Here is a 20,704-nt window from a genome sequence, read left to right on the forward strand (position 1 = left end):
AGCGACCCGGGCCGACGACATGACCTACGCCATCACACAGACCTGCTGCAGCGACGCCACGTGTGTCGCCGTGTGCCCCGTCAACTGCATCCACCCGACACCGCAGGAGCGGGCCTTCGGCAGCACGGAGATGCTGTACGTCGACCCGAGGTCCTGCATCGACTGCGGTGCCTGCGCCGACGCCTGTCCGGTCGACGCGGTCTTCCCCGTGGACGGCCTGCCCGAGGCGCAGAAGGACTACGCCGCGATCAACGCGGCCTATTTCGCCGAGGAGGAGCCGGAACGGGGCAGCACGGAACCGAACTTCCACATCTGGGGCCCTCCCTCGTTCGAGCGCAGCCTGCCGTCCGACTTCGCGCCTGTCCGGGTCGCGGTGGTGGGCACCGGTCCGGCCGGCATGTACGCCGTCGAAGACCTGCTGTTGCACACGAACGCCGAAGTGACGCTGATCGACCGGTTGCCGGTGGCCGGTGGTCTCGTGCGGTACGGCGTGGCGCCCGATCACCCCGCGACCAAGAAGGTGGGAGACACCTTCGCACGCTTCCACACGCATCCCCGGGTACGGATGCATCTGGGCGTCGAGATCGGCAAGGACATCACCGCGGACGAGCTCGCCGCGCATCACGACGCGGTCATCTACGCCGTGGGCGCGTCCTCGGATCGCCGACTCGGCGTCCCTGGCGAGGAGCTGACGGGAAGCGTCTCGGCGACCGCGTTCGTGTCCTGGTACAACGCCCACCCCGAGGTCGCACCGGACGCCATCGATCTCTCCGCCGAGCGCGTGGTCGTGGCGGGCAACGGCAACGTCGCCCTCGACGTGGCCCGCATCCTCGTCACGGATCCTTCGGAACTGGCCGATACGGACATCGCCGACCACGCCCTCGCGGCCCTGGGTACCTCCAAGGTGCGTGAGGTGGTCCTGCTCGGGCGGCGCGGCCCCGAGCACGCGGCCTACAGCGCCTCCGAGTTGCTCGCCCTCACACGCCTGCCCGGTGTGCAGTTGGTCGTGGACGACCACGATCCACGGATCGGCGCGGCGATCGACGGTGCGCGGCCCGGTGGGAAGGCCGCCTCGCTGCGCGGCGCGGTACGCGAGTCGGTGGACTGGTCGCGCGCGCCGGCGTCCGCGCGACGCATCGTCTTCCGCTTCCACTCCGCTCCCGTGGCGGTGCTCGGCGACACCGGCGTCCGGGCCACGCGTGTGACGGGTGGTTCGGGAGAGCTGGACATTTCGGCCAGGGCCCTGCTGCGGGCGGTGGGCTACCGCGGTGTGCCGGTGGCCGGGCTGCCCTTCGACGAAGCGACCGGCACGGTCCCTCACGAGAACGGCCGGGTGACGGGGATGCCGGGGACGTACGTCGTCGGCTGGATCAAACGCGGGCCTTCGGGCGGTATCGGCGCCAATCGCGTCTGCGCCGCCGAGACGGTCGGTACTCTCCTGGCCGACGCCGTCGCCGGCGTGCTGCCCCCGCCGACCGGTTCCGCCAAGGCGTTGCTCCGCCTCGCCCGGTCCCGCAGCCGTCATGTCGTCGACGCCCGAGGCCTGGCGGCGATCAACCGGGCCGAGTTGGCGCGTGGCCGCGGTGAGGGGCGTCCCCGGGTCAAATTCGGCACCGTGCCGGAACTGGTGGCGGCGGCGAAGGGCAACCGTTGGAGGATGCCGGGCTGAGCCCCGGAGAGGGACGGGCGCCCATCGGGTCGTGTCCGGTGAGGAACGCCGGTTCCTGACAGCCGTGTCCCGTCCGCCGGATCGCTAAGGGCAACGGAAGGTTGCGGCGCGCCTTCGGAGTACGGGCGGCGGCCCCCGGCGATCCGGACGCGGCCCGACGGGTGTGGTGAGGGGCCGCGCCGTCGGCCCTGTCGGACCCACGGGCGTGGCGCGCCGTCACGTCGGCATCGCGCGCCGCGAGGGCCCGTACCGCAGGCCACTTCGACCCATGCGCCCGCCGCGCGACGTGAGTGGGACGGTGCGCGGTCCTCGCCGTCCCCGACCGTCGTCGCGGGCAGCGGCCCACACCCGGCTGCTGCCGTACGACAGGGCGGGACCAGGGCGTTTCATGGGGCCATGGCCCGTGGAACGGGCGCCCGACAGGTGGCGCGAACGTACAACCACGTCCGCCGACACGCACTTCGGGGCCGGACACGGAGGCCGCGTGCCGACTGCCGGCTCTCCTGCCGTGCCCGCTCGCCCGGCCCCGGCCGGTGTCCCGTGTTCGCCTCGCCCGCCCGGCGGTTCCGCCCTGTCCACCCGGCGCCCCGGTCCTCCGGCTCCGGACGAGAAGGCTGCCGACCGCCCGCCGTGCCCGCTCGCGCTACCGTGTGCTACCAGCGTTGTTGCGACTTCTGCCCTGAGATACGACTCTCTCGGTACAAGTCGCGTCAGCGCCTGCCCTTGTCCGTTCCCGAGCCCGCTGCACATCCCTCTCATCTCCGCACCGTGCGTGCGGACCGCGCGACCCATGGAGAACATGTTGAGGACGAAGTTCCGTTCTCGTATCACCGCCCGGCTTGGGCGCACCTATCTGTCCAGGATCCAGAAGTACGGCATTGGATCCTCCACGATCCGGCTGCTCCCCGAAGACCTGCTGATGATGCTGCGCAGGGACGGGCTGGACCCGGTGGACAAGTTGGCCGGGCTCCGGGCGGATGCGCCGATATCCAAGGTCTCGCTGCCGTTCGGCATGGACGTCTGGGTGGTCACCGGATACGAGGAGTCGAAGGCCGTGCTCGGTTCGGGCGACGGGTTCAGCACCGACTTCGCCCACCTCGCCACGAACGCCGGAGTGGCGGCGGAACAGAGTCCGGGCGGGCTCGGGTTCAGCGACCCTCCGGTGCACACGCGGCTGCGCCGCATCCTCACCCCGGAGTTCACGATGCGCCGACTGCGGCGCCTGGCTCCCCGGATCGATGCCATCGTCGAGGAGCGCCTCGACATGATGGAAGCCCAGCAGGGGCCGGTCGACCTGGTGAAGGAGTTCGCGCTGCCGATCCCCTCCCTCACCATCTGTGAACTGCTCGGCGTGCCCTACGAGGACCGCCACGACTTCCAGCAGTTGGCCATGGACCGCTTCGACCTGTTCGGCGGGACGACCGCGCCCTTCGGTGCCATGTCGGAGTCACTGGCCTACTTCAGGAATGTGGTCGAGGCTCAGCGCGAGAGACCGGGTGACGGCCTGCTCGGCATGATTGTGAAGGAGCACGGCGACAGCGTCGACGACGAGGAACTCGCGGGTCTCGCCGACGGCGTGCTGACCGGCGGATTCGAGACGACCGCCAGCACGATCGCCCTGGGCTCACTCGTGTTGCTGCAGAACAAGGACGTCTTCGAGCGAATACGGACCGACGACACGATGGCCGCGCCCTTCGTCGAGGAGGTGCTGCGCTACCTCTCCGCGGTCCAGATCGCCTTCCCGCGGTTCGCCCGCGAGGACATCGAGATAGCGGGGGTGGTCATTCCGCAGGGCGACATGGTGCTCTGCTCGCTGAGCGGCGCCAACCGTGACGCGTCGTACGTCATGGACGACGGGCGCTTCGACCCGCACCGTCAGACCTCGGGGCATCTCGCCTTCGGCTACGGAATCCACCGGTGCATAGGCGCCGAACTCGCGCGCATGGAACTGCGATCCGCCTATCCGGCCCTGGCCCGGAGGTTTCCCCGGATGCACCTCGCCGTTCCGCCCCAGGAGCTGGCCTTCCGCAAGCTGTCCATCGTGTACGGCGTCGAATCGCTGCCGGTGCACCTGCACTGAGCGCTGGTCACCCCCGGCGCACCGGCTGCCCTCCGCCGGGGCGCGTCGTCGCTCCGGTCGTCGTGTGTGGGCCGCACGTATCACCCCTGCGGCATCCGTCGATCCTGTCGGGTCCGGGGCTCGGAGGTCGGTCCGTCCGGGATCGGACGAGGTGGGCTCCGATCCCTCTCACGGCCCCTGTGCCGCCCTCCTACCAGGTGACGGTGATCCGCTGAGGACTGCGGGACGTGGTGCCGCGTCGCCACTCGATCTCATCGGCCGGTCGTGCCAGCCGGAGGCCGGGAAAGCGGGCGGCGAGCCGGTGCAGGGACAGCTGGAGTTCGAGCCGCGCCAACCAGGCGCCCAGGCAGTAGTGCGGGCCGGCGCCGAACGACAGGGTGGGGGCCGCCAAGGGCGCGAACAGGTCGTCGAACGGCCGGGGCGGGAAGACATCGGGATCGCGGTTGGCCATGCCGCAGTCCGCCAGCACCACCGATCCTGCGGGGATGGTCACGCCGCCGACCTCGGTATCGGCGGCGGCGTGGCGTGCGGTCCCCCGGTCGTCGCCGAGCGGGACCAGGTGCAGCAACCGCTCGGCCACCGCCTCGGCGGCCCGTTCGTCCTCCCCGAGACGGGCCCAGCTCTCCGGCCGTTCGCCGAGCAGATAGAGCAGGGCGTTGCCCAGCATCGTCATGGTGCTGTCGTGCCCGCCCACCACCAGTCCGCACACGAGGTCGATCAACTGTCCCTCCAGGATGCCTCCCTCCTCGTCGGCCGCCCGTACCAGCACACTGGTCAGGTCGTCCCCCGGTGCGTTTCTCCGCTCGGCCAGCAGCGCGGCTCCGAACGCGGCGAACTCCGCCAGCGCCGACTCCATTTCCTCCTCGGGGTGGGAGCCGTCCGAGAACGCGTACTGGGTCCAGTGGCGCAGCCGCTGCCGCGCCGGGGTGTCGAGACCCATGAGCCGGCTGATCACCTCGACCGGGAGCGGAAGGGTGAAGGCGGCCACCAGGTCCACCGGTGGGGATCCGGCGGCGAGTTCGTCGAGGCGCTGTTCCACGATCGCGGCGATCCAGGGCCGCCATCGGGCGACGGCCCTCGGCGTGAAGGCGCGCCGCAGGGAGCGGCGCAGGCGCAGATGGTCCTCGCCGTCCTGGTTGAACATCAAATCCAGGCTCCCCACCAGACCGGCGTCCGCCGTCAGGGGCGGGGCGTCGGGTGTGTGGAGCCCCGCGCGTCCGAACCGGGTGTCGGTCAGGACCTTGCGCACGTCCTCGTACCGGCTCACCAGCCATGCCCGCGTCCCGTCGGGCAGGTCGACCTGCCGGGGCGGTCCGGGTGAGTCGAAGCCCAGGCGGTGCAGAGGCAGGGTCGGCAGGCCGGTCGTCGCGTCGGTGTCGTCGGAGCGGGGCATGGGACCTCCAGGCGTGCACGGGTACGTCGGGCTGCTGAGCACGGTCGTGCGGGCGGGAAGAGGGCGACGGGCAACGGGGGTCAGAGCTCGACCAGCACCTTGCCCCGACTGGCTCCCGTGTCCTGGTACAGGCTCCGGTAGGCGTCCGGGATGTTCTCGAAGCCCTGGTGGAGGGTGTGCCCGCAGCGGATCTCGCCCCGCCGGACCCTGCCACCGAGCTCGTCGTGGAGAGCACGCCAGTTCTGTTCGGTGAACCATTCCAGCGAGAAGATGCCGCGCACCGATGTACGGGGAAACATGATGTACGGCAGCAGCCTCGGCCCGAAGGCCTCCCGGCCGACCTGGGTGGCCCACTGCCAGCACACGGCCACCTGGCTGCCGACGTTGAGCATGGAGAACACGGCGTCGGTGACCGTGCCGCCCAGGTTGTCGAAGTACTTGTCGACGCCGTCCGGTGCGACCCAGGACAGGGCTTCCCGCACCGCGTCGCAGCTGTCCTCGTGGCGATAGACGACGACCGCGTCGAATCCCAGCTCGTCGAGGTAATCCGCCTTGTCCGCCGTCGAGGTGGTACCCACCACTCGCGCGCCGGCGAGCTTGGCCAGCTGACCGACCAGCGACCCCACGGTGCCGGAGGCGCCACTGATCACGACGGTGTCCCCCGGGCGGACGGACATGAACTTGGTCAGGGTGCCCCAGGCCGTCATCCCGGGACCGCCCATGACGCTCAGCGCGGTGGGCAGCGGAAGCGCGTCGTCGTACCAGTTCGGGTCCAGGCGGCGGAAGGCCGGGAAGACCATCGGGAACGTGCCGGTCTGCCACGGGGTCGCCGCGCCGTCGCTGATGAGATGGGTGCGCCAGCCGCCGAAGCCCTGCACCAGATCGCCGGGCCGGTGAGCCGCCCGTGGACCCGCTTCCAGCACCTCCATGATCGAGTCGGCCCCCATGTGGGCGCCGAGAGGGGTGTCCAGCGCGATGCCCTGGAGGTAGGGGTCCACCGATACGTAGCGCGTTCTCAGCAGCATCTCGTCCGGAGCGAGGTCGACGTCGAGTTCCTCCTCGACCAGCCCGTAGACCCGCTCGATGTCGGGGACGCCCTCGATGTGCGCACGTACCACCCATTTCCTGGTCCTCATCCCGTTCCCTTCCTGTCGGCGGGGGACAACCGGCCGACCGTGGCGGACCGCGCGTCCGGTCGAGGGCCCACCGGAACGACGAGATGGGTGGGGGGCGGCCCGCTCTCGTCGACGGACGCGGTGAAGGTCCTGCCGTCGTCCCGGCAGATGAACTGCATGACGTGCCGGCCCGCCGCCGCCGCGCGGATCAGGCCGCCCGTCGTCGCCCAGACGCCGGACTGGTAGAAGTTCCGCAGGCCCGGCAGGCCGGGGCCGTGCTTCTTGATGAGCGTCTCCAGCGTCTCCCCGCTCTCCACGAACGGCTGCCACCCGAGCACCGTGCCGTCGTGGTTGCCCGTGTAGCGGACCTGTGTGAGCGGGCTGGACACGTCGCGCACGGCGATCGCGTCGGTGATGCCGGGGTGGCGCCGTTCCAGGAACGCGACGAGTACGTCGCGGGCCCGCTTCTTGGCCGCGTAGTACCCGCGGCCGTGGCGCACCGGCAACGTGTGGAGTCTCTGTCCGCCGCGGGTCCGGGTGGCCTGCTCGGGTCCTTCGTCCAGGGCCCGCCAGGGAGCGATGTCGCAGAAGTAGGTGACGTACGCGATGCTCGTCCCGCGCGGGGAGAGTTCCGGGTAGTGCCTGCTGCGGAACTGGACGTTGATGCTGGGATGGCGGATTCCGGTCAGTTGGGCGGCTTCCGCCTCGTCGAGCAGATAGGTCGTGCAGGGGTCTGCCTCGGGAAAGTCGCGGCGCAGTCCGAGGAAGAGCGTGAAGTACCCGGGGAACACCATGCCGGGCTCGTGGATGGTTCGGGTGTAGAGGCGGCGGTAGGCGTCGTCCAGGTAGCGGCCGCCGAGCAGGTCCATCATCGTGGTGCGGCCGTCGCAGGCCGAGACGACGATGTCGGCGCGCAGTTCGCTGCCGTCGCTCAGCCGTACGCCGACGGCACGGTCGTCCTCGACGAGTACCTTCTCGACCTTGGCGTTGTAGGTCACTTCGCCGCCGAGTCCTCGGTAGCGCCGCTCGATGGACTCGGCCAGTCCGAACGAACCGCCTTCGGGGACGCCGGCGGAGAGGTTCGCGTGCGAGGCGAGCTGGAAGTGGAAGGGCAGCACGGGGAACGCCGGGTGCTTCTCGTAGAGGATGAAGTTGAACGCCTCACGCAGCAGGGGGTCCCGGAACCTGGCCGAGTAGTCGGTCATCAGGACGCCGATGGATTTGCGCACGACGTTGAAGTACGGCACGAACGACGCCAGCATGCGCCAGCGCTCCGGCATCGACATCAGCCCTACGGGCTTGAGGAACGGATAGACCGCGAGGCACTTGCGGAATGTGCGCAATTGCTTGCAGAAGTCACGGATCAGAGCGGAATCGGCGGGCGAGATGTCCGTCAGATGCGCCTGAAGCCGGTCGGGGTCGGAGTAGAAGTACACGGCCCGCCCGCACCGGCCCCGCACGACGTTGAACACATCGAAATGCCGCACCTGCTTGCCCTGCAACGCGCCCAGCTCCAGCCAGATCTGGTGCATCTCGTTGCCGGGTCCGCTGCCGAGGAGCCAGCTGACGCAGGGATCCAGCCTGAAGTCTCCGCGGTCCCAGGCCGTGCAGCAGCCGCCCGGAAGCTCGTGCATTTCGAGGATGTGGGTGCGGTAGCCGTTCATCAGCGCGTAGCAGCCGGTGGACAGGCCACCGAGCCCCGCACCGATGATGATCACCGACTCGCGTCGGGAGCGCGGCATGAACCTGCTCTTCTCGGTGTTCATGTGCGGGTGCCCCCGTTCGCGGACCATTGGTCGAGCTGGGGCAGGCTGCCCAGCTTTGCGGGGTGCCAGGGTTCCTCCCCGCGGCTCTCGGACGCCGTGAATCCGCGTCCCAGCTCGTCGCAGAGGTACTGGACGACGAAGCGGCCGGTCGACGCGGCACGGATCAGGCCGCCCATGCCGACCCACTGTCCGGCCATGGAGAAGCCGCGCAGGCCCGGCAGGCGCATGCGGTCCTTGCCGACGAGCCCGGTCGCGATGTCGTCGGCCTCGGAGAAGGCCTTCCAGGCCAGAATGGAACCGTCGTGGTTGCCGGTGTAACGCCGGGTCGTCACCGGGGAGGCGACGTCGACGAGCTCGATGCGCTCGGCCGTGCCCGGCAGGCGGCGCTCCAGGAATCCTCCGACGAAGTCGGCCACTTGGCGCTTCTGTGCCCGGTACTCCCTGCGGTCGGCAGTGCGCAGCGCTTTCCAGTGGGCGAAGTCGCTGAAGTAGGTGCAGTGGACCACGGATCTTCCGGGCGGGGCGAATCCGTCCGAGTAGCGGGAGCGCAGTTGGACCACCAGACTGCTCTGGAGCGCGCCGGGCAGTCGCGCGGCGTCCTCGCGGGAGAGCAGATACGTGGTGCTGTGCGCCCGGTCGGGGCCCAGGTCTCCCCGGATCCCGACGAAGGCCGAGACCACCGCGGGGAAGAGGGTGCCGGGGCGGTGCAACAGGTCGTTGTACAGCTTGTCGATCCGCGGCCCGGTGAAACGGCCCTGCAGCAGGCCGTGGATCGTGGTGTGGCCGTCACAGGCGGAGACGACGTGATCGGCGTAGTACCGTCTGCCGTTGCGCAGTTCGATGCCGATGGCACGTCCGTCCTCGACCAGGATCCGTTCGACCCGTGCCCGGTAGCTGATCTCGCCGCCCAGCGCCGTGTACCGCTCCTCGATCGACCGGGCCAGGCCCAACGAACCCCCTTGCGGGAATCCGGCGTTGTGGTGGTAGGCGCTGGCCATGTTGAACAGGTACGGAAGCAGGGGGAACCCTTCCGGGTCCTGGAAGAAGATGTTGCGGAACGCGCGGCGCAGCAGCGGGTCCTGGAACCGGTCGGCGAACTCGTGCATGGGTGTCGACGCCGTACGCCAGAACAGACGGAACGCGGGCAGGACGGTGCGCAACGTCTGCACCCGCTCGCGCACGCTCCGCAGGGCCGGGGCGGTCAGGAAGGGGTACAGCTCGATGTCGATGAACCGCCGCAGATCGCGGCAGAACGAGCGGATCAGCCGGGCGTCGCCGGGCGACAGATCGAGCAGGTGGCGCTCCAGCCGGTCCGGGTCGTTGTAGAAGACCACTGAGCGGCCGGTCTCGTCGACGACCCGGTTGAACATCTCGAAGTTGGTGATGGTCTTGCCGTCGAGCGCTCCCAGTTCGCGCCACACCTGGTGGGCGTCGTTGCCGGTGGCCGTGCCGATGAGCCACTCGATGCAGTAGTCGAAGATGTAGCCGTCGCGCGACCAGGCCGTGCAACACCCCCCCGGCAGCACATGCTTCTCGAAGATGCGGGACCGCATTCCGTTCATCTGTGCGTAGCACCCGGTGGACATGCCGGCGACACCGGCGCCGATCACGATGACCCGGGGGCTGCCTCCCGCTCCTCGCTCACCTGCGTTCCATCCGTCGCCCGTGTCACCGGCCATCGGCGCCACCCTCCTGGAGGATGCCGCGCACGAGCTCGGCGTTGCGCGCCACGTGCTTGGGGTCGAGCATGTCGGCGTGGACTCCGGAGCCGCGCAGCACGGCCGTGGCCGTGGTGGAGCTGCCGTGCCAGGTGCCACGGGCGCCCGCGGCGTAGAGCGCGGTCTTCTCCTCGTCCGTGACCACGCTGACGGTCGCGGAGACCGAACCGAGATTCGGTGTGCGTCCGCAGAACGCCAGGTACTCCGCGGCATGTTCGAGGGTCTCGCGAGCGACGATCTCCGACCCGGTGTGCTTGCGCAGATGCTCGGCCAGTTCCGCCTCGAAGATCTCGAAGTGCTCGCGGCCGGGCGCGTAGGGCTCCAGGATGCGGTGCGAGTCGAGGACGATCACATGGGCGACGTCGCGTCCCCGGCATTCGAGCTCCTTGGCCACCTCGAACGCGAGGTTGCCACCGAGGGAGTAGCCCAGCAGCAGGCAGCTGCCCTCGGGCCGCAGGGATTCGACGAGGTCGGCGTAGTGGCCCACCTTGTTCTCGCCGGGGACGTAGTTGAAGGCGATCAGACGGTACTCGGGCAGTTCGGCGGCGAAGGTCCGGTAGACGAGGCCGTGGCCTCCCGCCGGTGGGAAGCAGAACACCGTCCGTTCCCGGTCGCCGTTGAAGCCGAGGCAGGGCAGGTCGTCCGAGATCCCGCCGGTGGCGAGTCGCTCCACCGTGGCGGCCATCCCGTGCAGGGTCGTGACCTGGTACAGCAGACTCACGGGAATGGCCACGCCGAACTCCTGCCGGAGTCGGTGGATGAGCTCGATCAGTTTGATGGAGCTGCCTCCGGCCTCGAAGAACTCGTGCGTCAGGTTGACCTGTTCCAGCCCCAGAAGCTCCTTCCAGTGTCTGGCCATGCTCACCTCGAAGGGTGTGGTGAGTCTCTCCTCCGGCTCGTCGCGCGCGTCGAACCGAGGTGTGGGGAGGCCTGCGACGTCGACCTTCCCGTTGGCGGTCAAGGGCAGTTCCGGCAGGGCGACGAAGTGCGAGGGGACCATGTACGCGGGCAGCAGCCCCGCGAGGCGCCGACGGAGCGCGCGCCGGTCGAGCACTGCTCCTTCGGCCGGAACGCAGTAGGCACAGAGCACGTCCTCGCCCCGGGCGTCGGGGCGCACCGCCACGACCGCCCGGGCCAGCTGGGGCCACTGGGCGAGGTGGGCCTCGATCTCGCCGATCTCGATCCGATGGCCGCGGAGCTTGACCTGGTCGTCGACGCGCCCCAGCAGATGGACGAAGCCGCTCACGTCCCAGCGGGCCGCGTCGCCGCTCCGGTAGAGGCGTACGGGTTCGGCGCCCGGCTGCCGGCTCAGTGTCCGGGTCACGAAGCGCTGGGCGGTCTGCTCGGGGTCCCCCACGTAGCCGAGCGCGACACCGTCGCCGCCGATCCACAGTTCGCCCGGCACTCCGGGCGGCACGGGCTCGCCGTGCTGATCGAGCACATGGAGCGTGCTGTTGCTCAGGGGGCGCCCGATCGGCACCGTCCGCCCGGGTTCCAGGTCGTCGACGGGACCTTCGAAGCAGGCGCTGTCGATGGTGGCCTCGGTGACCCCGTAGGAGTTGATCAGGCGGGTACGCGGTCCGCACAGCTCGCGCAGGCGTCGGTACTCCCCCACCTTCCAGGCGTCGGACCCGACGACCAGCAGGCGCATGAAGTCCAGCCGGTGGCCCGCGCGTTCGCAGTGGTCCATGAGTGCCCGCACGACGGCGGGGACGAACTCCGCGCAGTCGACGTGCTCCTCCCGCATGGTCCGGTGGAGACGTTCGGTGTCGAAGAGCAGGTCCCGGTCGACCAGGACCAGATTGCCGCCGGAGCACAGTGCGCGCACCAGGTCCCCGGTGAAGACGTCGAACGACGGGGCCGCCATCTGGAGGTGCACCCGCACGTCACGGTCCAGCCGGTACTCCTTCAGCCACGCTCCGTACGACGAGGCGAGGTTCCGATGACTGACCTGCACGGCTTTGGGGTGCCCGGTCGAGCCGGAGGTGTGGATGACGTACGCCGGGGAGTCGAGGCCGGGCATGTCCTCGGCGCCTGGTGCGGGCTCCCGCAGGTCGTCCGGTGCGGGCTCGGACGCGTGGAGCTCCCGCAGGGTCAGCGTCTCGGCCGGCAGCCCCGGCATCCGGTCGCGGCAGGCATCGTCCTCGACGACCACGAGGGTGGCGGCCGCGGTCCGCACGGCCCGGGCGACCCGGTCGGCCGGATGGTCGGTCGGGACCGGGAGGTAGGCGCCACCGGCCCTGAGCACCGCCAGCAGCACGACGACGAGGTCGGGCGTCTTCTCCAGACACAGCACCACCACCGATCCGGCACCGGCTCCCCGTCCCCGCAGCCGCCGGGCCAGTTCTCCCGAGCGGCGGTCCAGTTCCGCGTAGGTCAGCCGAAGGGCGGTCCCGCGACGTGCCGGCACCGTGACGGCGACGGCGTCCGGGCACCGGGCCGCGACCTCCGCGATCAGCTGATGCACCGGGCGGACCCGGCCCCTCTCCCACTCCCCCGCGCCGGACGGCAGAGCGAGGTGCCGGGCGCCGCTCCACTCGCGGACCAACCGCTCACGCTCCTGGGAACCGAGCATCTCCAGCCGAGTGACGGGCCGTTCTGCCGGTGCCCGGGTCATGTTGTCGAGCAGCGTGGTGTAGTGCGTTGCCATCCGCCGCATGGTCCGGGGCAGGAACAGATCGGTGTTGTACTTGAGGACACAGTGGAACCGACGCTCCGCCTCGTCCTCGTAGACGGAGAGCGTGACATCGAACTGCCCTTCCTCCTCGGGGAGTTCGATGTACTCCAGTCGATAGCCGTACTTCTCGGTGGCGACCTTGTGGGTCAGCAGGATGAACATCGCCTGGAACACCGCGGAACGGCTGGGATCGTGCTGGAGCCCCAGCTCGTCGACGAGCAGGACGAACGGGTACTCCTGGTTGTCGAGCCCGCCCAGCACGGTCGCGCGGACCTGTTGCAGCAGGTCGGCGACCGATGGTTCGCCGGACAGGTCCACGTGCAACGGGAGCGGGTTGACGAAGTAGCCGTAGACGGAGGCGAACTCCTGGTCGGTCCGGCCGGTCACGGGACTGCCCACGATGACGTCGTCCTGACCCGAGTAGCGCTGGAGCAGTACGTAGTAGGCACCGAGCAGCACCATGAACGGGGTCACGTCGTGCTCGCGGGCCAGAGCGTGCACGCGGGCCGTGAGAGCCGCGTCCAGTACGAAGAACTCCGAGGCGCCGTTGTGTGTCTGCACGGCCGGACGGGGCTTGTCGACGGGCAGTTCAAGCACCGGCACCTCGGCAGGCAGATGAGAGCGCCAGTAGTCGAGCATGCGGTGCGCCGCCGGCCCGGCCAGAAAGCGGTTCTGTGCGTTGAGGAAGTCCAGATAGCGGGCCGTGACGGGCGGCAGCGAGGGCTCACGGCCTTGACGCAGCCCCTCGTACACCGCGAGGAGCTCCTCGATGAAGGTGAACGTCGAGATCGCGTCGGAGACGATGTGGTGCACCGCCTTCATGATCACCCAGCGGTCGGGGCCACGTTTGAAGAGCCGGAAGCGGAACAGCGGGTCGTGTTCGAGGTCGTACGGCCTGCGGTACTGGGCCACGATCGTCCGGTGGATGTCCTCCCATTCCTGGTCCTGCACGTCGAACAGCGCGACATCCGGGCTCCGGTCCGTGGACACCTGCTGCACCGGCACGCCGTCCACGGTGAGGAAGTTCGTACGCAGCGCGGGGTGACGTCGCACCAGGCAGCGGACCGCCTCGAACATCAGGTCGGGTTCGAGAGCGACACGGACCTCGACCGCGCCGCCGATGTTGTACGCGTAACCATCGGGATCGAGCTGCCTGAGAAACCACAGGGCCTGCTGGTTCTGCGTCAGTGGATGGCGCAGCTCGTCGTCGAACACCTCCACCGCGGCCTTGTCGTCACCGGCGGATTCCAGCGCCACCGCTTCGGCGAGACCGTCGTGGAGCTGTCCGATCAGTTCCTCGACCGGAGTACCGCTCAGCAGGGCCACCACGGGCGGGGCGACGCCGAGTTCGGAGACGAGCCGGGCGCGCAGCTCCATCGCCAGGAGCGAGTCGAGTCCCAATGCGTTGAGGCCTGCACGCGGGTCGATCCGGTCGGGCCCCGTCCGCAGCACCGAGGAGGCCACGTCCGTGAACCGCCGGGTCACCAACGCCAGGCGCCCGGTCGCGTCCGCGTCGCGGAAGGTGTCGAGGATGCCCTCGCCCGTGGCGTCGCCGGCGCCGGTACCGGCCGTCGCCGCGAGGTCGGCCACCAGCGCGGGCGGCGAACCGTACCAGGCCAGGAACACCGGCCAGTCGACGACTGTCGCGACGAGCAACTGGGCCCGGTCCTGGCCCATGACCCGCTCCAGGACCGCCATGCCGGCATCCGGTGGGAGCGAGCTCATCCCGCGGCTGCGGAGGTAGTGGTCGACGAGCCCGAGTTCTTCGATCATTCCGGTGGCCCACGGTCCCCAGTCCACGCTCAGCCCCGGCAGGCCCAGTGCCCGACGGTGCTGGGCCAGCGCGTCCAGGAACGCGTTCCCCGCGGCGTAGTTGGTCTGGCCCGCCGTGGTCAGCAGTGAGGCGATCGAGGCGAACAGGACGAAGTGGTCGAGCGGTTCGTCGCCGAGGTGCCGGTGGAGCAGGTACGCGCCGATCGCCTTGGGATCGTGGGCCTCGGCGAAGGTTCGCCGGTCCATGTCCGTGACGAGTGTGTCACGCACCTGGCCGGCCAGGTGGAACACCCCTCGTACGGGCGGCGGGGAGGTACGCCGACGCGCTTCGAGCCAGGCCGTGAACGCGGTCTCGTCGGTGATGTCGAGCGGTGCCAGGACGACACGTGCCCCGAGCGCCTCCAGTTCCCTGACGAAGGACACGGCACGACCCTCGGCGGTGTCGGGGTCGAGACCGCGCCAGGCGGAGCGCTCCGGGAGCGCGGTGCGTCCGATCAGGATCAGACCGCGCGCCCCGCGCTGTACGAGTGTCCGGCAGAGCAGTCTGCCGAGCGCACCGAAGGCACCGGTGACCAGGTAGTCGGCGTCGGCGCGCAGCCGCAGCGGAAGGGGACGGGTCAGCCCTTCGGCCCGCCGCATCCTACTGGTGAGACGGTGGTCTCCGCGCAGCGCGATCTCTTCCTCGTCATCGGTGAGGATCTCGTGCAGCAGCGCCCGGGCGTCGGCCCGGCATCCCTCGTCCCCTCCGCGGCCGGGATCCAGGTCGATCAGTTTTCCGCGGTGGGAGGTGAGCTCCTGATGTCTGAGCACTCGACCGATCCCCCATGCGGGTGCCCCCAGGGGTTCGACGGTCTCACCGGGCTCGACGTGCTGCGCACCGCGCGTCACGATGTGCAGTCGGCCTTCGGCCTCGTGGCGGAGCAGTGTCCGGGCGAGCGTGATCAGCGAGTAGGCCCCCGTGCCGCTGTGCCGTACGAGGTCCTGCCGTGAAGCCTCCGCGAGGTGCGGCAGGTCGAGGTTCCACAGATGCACGACGGTTCCGAAGCAGGGCCCACCGGTCGTGCCGTTCGCTCCTTCGTGGTCGTCGTCCCGGTCCTGGCCTTCCTCGCCCAGGTCGGCGAAGAGCCGTTCCAGATCCGCGGCCGAACCCGGCACGACCGTGAACTCCTTTCCGTCGTCGCCCCTTCGGTACGTCTCCCCCGGGCGCACAAGACGGCAGCGCTCACCGCGCGCGGCGAGCAGGGCGCTCAGGGCGTCACCGACGCCCTGCCGGTCGGCGAACACCAGCCAGTCGGCACCGCCCTGGGCGGCGGTTTCGGCTCCGGCCCCGATCCGGGCCTCGCCCTCGTCCCGCTCCTCGCACGGGCCTTCGCCCTCGGCGGAATCGAAGGGCCTGTCGATCCACGTGGTCTCGGCGAGCCAGGAATCGATCGTGCCGAGGCCGACCGTCGTGGACGCCTTCTCCACATCGGCTGCGCGAAAACCACCGATGCGGCCCAGGGACTCGCCGCCGTCCGCGTAGACGGCCATGTCCCCGACGAGCTCGTCCGCTCCGCCGCGGGTCACTGTGGCATGCACCCAGATCGGCCGGTCGCCGACCGGGGCGAGGCACACCTCGTCGATGGACAGGGGCAGGCGGATGCCGGAGGTCCGCCGGTCCGCGCCGTCGTCGAGGAGTTGCGTCGCGAGCAGGGACTGGAAGCAGCCGTCGAGCAGTACGGGATGGATGTGGTGCCGGGCCGCGTCGTCCGCGATCACCGCCGGCGGACGGAGCCGGGCGAGGACTTCGCCGGATCCGATCCACACCTCTTCGAGGGTCCGGAACGCGGGACCGTAGTGGTACCCCAGAGCGGCCAGCTCCGTGTAGCAGTCCGCACCGTCCAGCCTGCGTCGGCAGCGTGCTGCCAGGGCCGCGGTGTCGACGGGCGGGCCCGCGGGACGCGGCTGCCCGGAGCGCACGACGCCGCGCGCGTGCACCGCCCGCTCGTCCTCGCCCTCCGCCACCGAGGCGATGGTGAACGCGGCGTTCTGCGGCGAGAGCGTCAGATGTACGGCCCGGTCCTCGCCCTCGGGCAGGAAGAGGGCTCTGCGGAGTTCGATGTCCGTGAGCACGGCGTGCGTGCCACCGGTCAGGGAGCGGACTGCCTGCACGGCCATCTCCAGGTACCCCGCCGCCGGGAAGACCACGGTCGACTGGATGCGGTGGTCGTCGAGGTAGGGCAGCCGCTCGGTGTCGAGCGTCGAGTGCCACGTCGGTTCCGTGTGCGCCGTGCGGCGGCCCAGAAGGGGATGCTCGGCCCGGCCGAGGCGGACCTGCGCGACCGGGCCGGGCTCGGTCCAGTGGCGGTCGCGCTTCCACGGATAGCGGGGCAGGGGCACCGGACTGCCCACCGGGTGCAGGGCGTCCCAGGCGACGGGGACGCCGACGTTGTGCAGCTCCGCCAGCGATGTCGCGAAACGCTCCGGCTCGTTCTCGCGGCGGCGGATCGACGCGAGGGTGCGTACGGCCGTCCCCCTGCCGTCGAGGCACTCACGGATGGAGTGGCCGAGCACCGGATGCGGACCGATCTCCAGGAACAGCCCGAACCCGTCGTCGGCGAGCCGGTCGACGGCCGAGCGGAAGCGGACCGGGTGGCGGACGTTCCTCCACCAGTACTCCGCATCCAGCTCGCTGCCGTGCGCAGTGCCCTCCTGGGCCGTCGGATACAGCGGAACCGTCGCCGCCCGGGGTTCGAGCCCGGCCAGGGACGTCAGCAGCTCGTCCTTGATCGCCTCCATGCCCGCGCTGTGGTAAGGGACCTGTACCGTCAGAGGCTTGGCGAAGACCTGCTCGGACCGCAGCGCGTCCGCGAGCCCGGCCAGTGCGTCGCGGTCCCCGGCCAGCGTCACCGCCGAGGGACTGTTGACCGCGGCCACCGACACCCGGTTCCCGTACGCCGCCGCCCGGAACCGCGCCTCCGCCTCGGGCAGGCTGACGGCGAGCATGGTGCCGGTCCCGGTCAGCCTCTGCTGGAGCCGACTGCGGTGCACCACGATTCGCGCCGCGTCCTCCAGGGTGTAGACGCCCGCTTCGTAGAAGGCGGCGATCTCGCCGGTGCTGTGGCCGACCACGGCGTCGGGCCGCACACCGTACTGGCGCCACATGGCGGCGAGCCCCACCTGGACGGCGAAGTTGGCCGGCTGCGCGAGCCATGTCTCGCCCATGCGCGAATCGGCTTCGTCCGCCGTCATCTCCGCGATCAGGGACCAGTCCGCGAACCTGCGGATGGCCCGATCGCAGCGGGTGACCGCCTCCCGGAACACCTCGTCGCCCTCGAACAGCTGGCGGCCCATTCCCCACCACTGCGGTCCCATGCCGGTGAACACCCAGACCAGACGGCGCCGTTCGACATCGAGCTGCCCGCCGTGGACGACCCGCGGGTGGGGTTCGCCTCGCTCGAAGGCGGCGAGCCCCTCGTCCAGTTCGGCGCGTGAGGAGTACACGACGGAGAGCCGTGACTCGAGGTGCTGGCGGCGGCGGGCGAGCGTGTATCCGAGATCGGTCAGCGACACCTCCGGACCGTGGATCCCGGCCAGTTCGCGACGGATGCCCGCCGCCGTCTCGGGCAGGACGTCCGGGGTCCGGGCGGTCAACGGAAGGATGTTCCAAGCCCGTTCGCGGGCCACGGCCCGGGGCGCCTCTCGCTCGGGCGCCTCCTCCAGTACGACATGGGCGTTCGTGCCGCCGAAGCCGAACGAGTTCACTCCCGCCCGTGCCGGGCCTTCGTGCTCGGGCCAGTCGGTCGGCTCGGTCGGGATCCGGTACGGGGAGGTCTCCCGGTCGATGGCGGTGTTGATCCGCTCCAGATTGATGTGAGGCGGGATACGACGGTGCTTCAGGCAGAGAACGGTCTTGATCAGTCCGGCGATGCCCGCTGCCGCTTCGGTGTGCCCGATGTTCGTCTTGACGGACCCGACGTAGCAGGGGGCACCGGGCCTGCGTCCCACGGCGAGCGCCCGGCTCAGCGCATTCGCCTCGATCGGGTCTCCGACCGGGGTCGAGGTGCCGTGCGCCTCCACGTACTGCAGGGCGCCGGGGGTGATACCGGCTGCGGCGCAGACGCGTTGGACGAGGCCGAACTGGGCGTCCTCGCTGGGCACGGTGATGCCATTGGTGCGGCCGTCCTGGTTGACCCCCGTACCGAGGATCACCGCGTGGACGGGATCGCCGTCGCGTACGGCGTCGTCCAGCCGCTTGAGCGCCACCATACCGACGCCCTCGGCCCGTACGTAGCCGTTGGCGGCGGCGTCGAACGTGCGCGAGCGGCCGTCGGGCGACAGGAATCCGCCCTTCGTCTCGGCGATGGTGTACTGAGGTGCCATGTGCAGCAGGACGCCACCGGCCAGTGCGAGATCGGTCTCGCGGTTGTTCAGGCTCTGGCAGGCGAGGTGCACCGCCACGAGGGAGGAACTGCAGGCGGTGTCGATCGACAGGCTGGGACCCCGGAAGTCGAAGCAGTGCGACAGACGGTTCGAGACCATCGTCATCATGGTGCCGGTGGCGGTGTGCGCGGCCAGTGAGGCGAAGCCCAGATCGGAGAACTGGAGGATCTTGTAGTCCAGTGTGAACGCGCCGACGAACACGGCGGTATCGCTGCCGGCGAGCTCCGAGGGCCGCTGGCCGCCGTCCTCCAATGCCTCCCACGCCACTTCCAGCAGCTTGCGCTGCTGGGGGTCCATATGGTCGGCCTCGCGCGGGCTGATACCGAAGAAACCGGGGTCGAACTCGTCGAAACCCTCGATGTATCCCCCTCGGCCGCCGACCAGACGTCCGGGTTTCTCCCTGAACCGGCTGCGGAGCGTCGAGACGTCGTAGCGGTCCGCCGGTGTGGCGGTGATGCAGTCCTTGCCCTCCATGAGGTTCTGCCAGTAGGCGCGGTGGTCCGATGCACCGCCGGGCAGTCGGCAGCCCATGCCGATGATCGCTACTTTGTCGCTCACAGAGGCACTGTTCACGTCGGGCAAGGTCGTACTCCTCAAGTCGTGGCGCCGCGAGACGGCATGGATGCGAGAGGGGGTGCGGTGTCCCGGAAAGGAGAGGCGGCTCAGGCGGAACCGGGCCCGGCTCTCTTCGCGCGGCGCCAGGGATGGAGAAGGCTGGTGGCGATATCGGCGGTCGGTGGGAAGGACGCGGGGTCACCGATCCCGACCGCGATCGGCTCCCGGCCTGGCCGCCAGGTGTAGCTGCCGAAGAGGTGGTCCCAGATCGACAGGTCCGATCCGTAGTGGCCCGCCTCGGACAGGTCGACGCTGTGATGCAGGCGATGTTGTTCGGGGCTGGCGAGCACATGGTTGAACCGCCCGATGTGCACGTCGATGTTGGCGTGGACGAAGTAGCCCTGCGCGGCCACGAAAAGACCCACGACGAATACGGACTCCCGGGAGAATCCGATCGAGGCCAGAGCCAACTGCACGGCCCCCTGCGCGAGCATGATGTCGAGGACGTGATTGACACCGTTATTGGCGACATTCACTTTCTGCGGCACGTGATGCACGCCGTGCAGTCGCCACAATATCGAATTCGAGTGCCCCAGCCGGTGCACGAGATAGCTCGCCAGCGAACCGGTCAGCAGAGCTGCCGGAATCTCCTCCCAGAGATGGGGCGCTGACTCTTCGGGCGCCACCGCCGAAACGGCGGCCGCCACCAAATACTGCGCCAGGGCACTGGCCGCCATCGTCAGCAGGAAGTAAATACCGTACCAACGCCATTCGTCGGCGTTCGGGTGCCAGGCACGCTGATACGGAATCAGACGTTCGAGCGCCGTGAGGTAGGAAATGATGCCGAGCAGGAAGAGCGGGCTCACCCGCCCGGGGTCCCAGTCCAGCCGGAGAGCGGCCGTGGCCACGGAGAACGTGGCCACCAGGAGGAAGGGGTACGCCGACGCACGAAGGACGGCGCGTACCGAAAGCACGGCCGCACCCTCATTCCACACCGGGCCGGAACCCGGGTCCGCATCACCACCGGACGACTGTTCACCATTTTCCATCCACAGCACCTTTACGAAGGAAGCACGGAGAAATATGCAGACAGCGGAGCAGACCACACAAGAGGAACTGGCGTTTTCTTGCGGGCGCACGGAACCGGAGTGACGGACACCCGTGATCACACGCGCAGGAATTCGCACCTGGGACTGATGTGAACCGTGTTACGGACTTGGTGAGCTTGAGCGGGACCATCGAGCGGCCCCGCTCTTTTCCATTTCCCGTCCCGACGCCCTCAACCGTCGGATTCCAGCCTCGTCACGGCACTCCGGACACCCTCGACCGGTTTCGCCACCTCGTTTGATTTCCCATGAGGAGGGAGGACCAGCCGGGCGGAATGCGAATAATTCGACCAGCCGGCAAGCGCGTTGCTAATAATATTGACAGTCTATTGAGACTTTATAATTCGACCCGTCGGGCGGGGGTTCTTCGCGCGTCCGGCGCGGCCCCAGGGCTCCCGGAAGAGGCCGACGCATCGCCACTGCGTTCCGC

General features: G+C 69.6%; 8 protein-coding genes. 2 read left to right on the top strand and 6 right to left on the bottom strand.

Features of this window, described 5'->3' with window-relative positions; translation table 11 throughout:
- Positions 1 to 19: 19 nt before the first annotated feature.
- Together ACIRP2_RS21905 and ACIRP2_RS21910 are read left to right on the top strand one after the other, a co-directional pair.
- Positions 20 to 1,669 (top strand): FAD-dependent oxidoreductase, encoded by a 1,650-nt coding sequence (locus ACIRP2_RS21905; protein WP_404252662.1) that lies wholly within the window; start codon positions 20 to 22, stop codon positions 1,667 to 1,669.
- Positions 1,670 to 2,468: 799 nt separating this feature from the next.
- On the top strand, positions 2,469 to 3,749 hold the full coding sequence (locus tag ACIRP2_RS21910) for a cytochrome P450 (protein WP_404252917.1): 1,281 nt from the start codon (positions 2,469 to 2,471) through the stop codon (positions 3,747 to 3,749).
- Positions 3,750 to 3,939: 190 nt separating this feature from the next.
- Here the strand turns inward: ACIRP2_RS21910 and ACIRP2_RS21915 are convergent, their stop codons facing one another.
- The 6 genes from ACIRP2_RS21915 to ACIRP2_RS21940 all read right to left on the bottom strand — a co-directional run bounded on the left by ACIRP2_RS21915 (position 3,940) and on the right by ACIRP2_RS21940 (position 20,217).
- The gene (locus ACIRP2_RS21915) at positions 3,940 to 5,142 is read right to left on the bottom strand and encodes a cytochrome P450 (RefSeq protein ID WP_404252664.1); all 1,203 of its coding nucleotides are present in this window, start codon (positions 5,140 to 5,142) and stop codon (positions 3,940 to 3,942) included.
- An 80-nt stretch (positions 5,143 to 5,222) separates the two neighbouring features.
- On the bottom strand, positions 5,223 to 6,278 hold the full coding sequence (locus ACIRP2_RS21920) for an MDR family NADP-dependent oxidoreductase (RefSeq protein ID WP_404252666.1): 1,056 nt from the start codon (positions 6,276 to 6,278) through the stop codon (positions 5,223 to 5,225).
- The gene (locus ACIRP2_RS21925; protein ID WP_404252668.1) at positions 6,275 to 8,023 is read right to left on the bottom strand and encodes a phytoene desaturase family protein; all 1,749 of its coding nucleotides are present in this window, start codon (positions 8,021 to 8,023) and stop codon (positions 6,275 to 6,277) included. Before ACIRP2_RS21925 ends, ACIRP2_RS21920 begins: the two co-directional genes overlap by 4 nt.
- Positions 8,020 to 9,702 carry a phytoene desaturase family protein gene (locus ACIRP2_RS21930; RefSeq protein ID WP_404252670.1) on the bottom strand — a complete coding sequence of 561 codons (1,683 nt, stop codon included), beginning with the start codon at positions 9,700 to 9,702 and terminating at the stop codon, positions 8,020 to 8,022. Before ACIRP2_RS21930 ends, ACIRP2_RS21925 begins: the two co-directional genes overlap by 4 nt.
- Positions 9,692 to 19,195 carry an amino acid adenylation domain-containing protein gene (locus ACIRP2_RS21935; RefSeq protein ID WP_404252672.1) on the bottom strand — a complete coding sequence of 3,168 codons (9,504 nt, stop codon included), beginning with the start codon at positions 19,193 to 19,195 and terminating at the stop codon, positions 9,692 to 9,694. Before ACIRP2_RS21935 ends, ACIRP2_RS21930 begins: the two co-directional genes overlap by 11 nt.
- An 80-nt stretch (positions 19,196 to 19,275) precedes the next feature.
- Positions 19,276 to 20,217: a sterol desaturase family protein gene (locus tag ACIRP2_RS21940; RefSeq protein ID WP_404252674.1), complete on the bottom strand. Its 942-nt coding sequence runs from the start codon at positions 20,215 to 20,217 to the stop codon at positions 19,276 to 19,278.
- Between the last annotated feature and the right edge of the window lie 487 nt (positions 20,218 to 20,704).

Source organism: Streptomyces sp. NPDC101194 (genome assembly GCF_044767885.1).
Classification (GTDB): domain Bacteria; phylum Actinomycetota; class Actinomycetes; order Streptomycetales; family Streptomycetaceae; genus Streptomyces.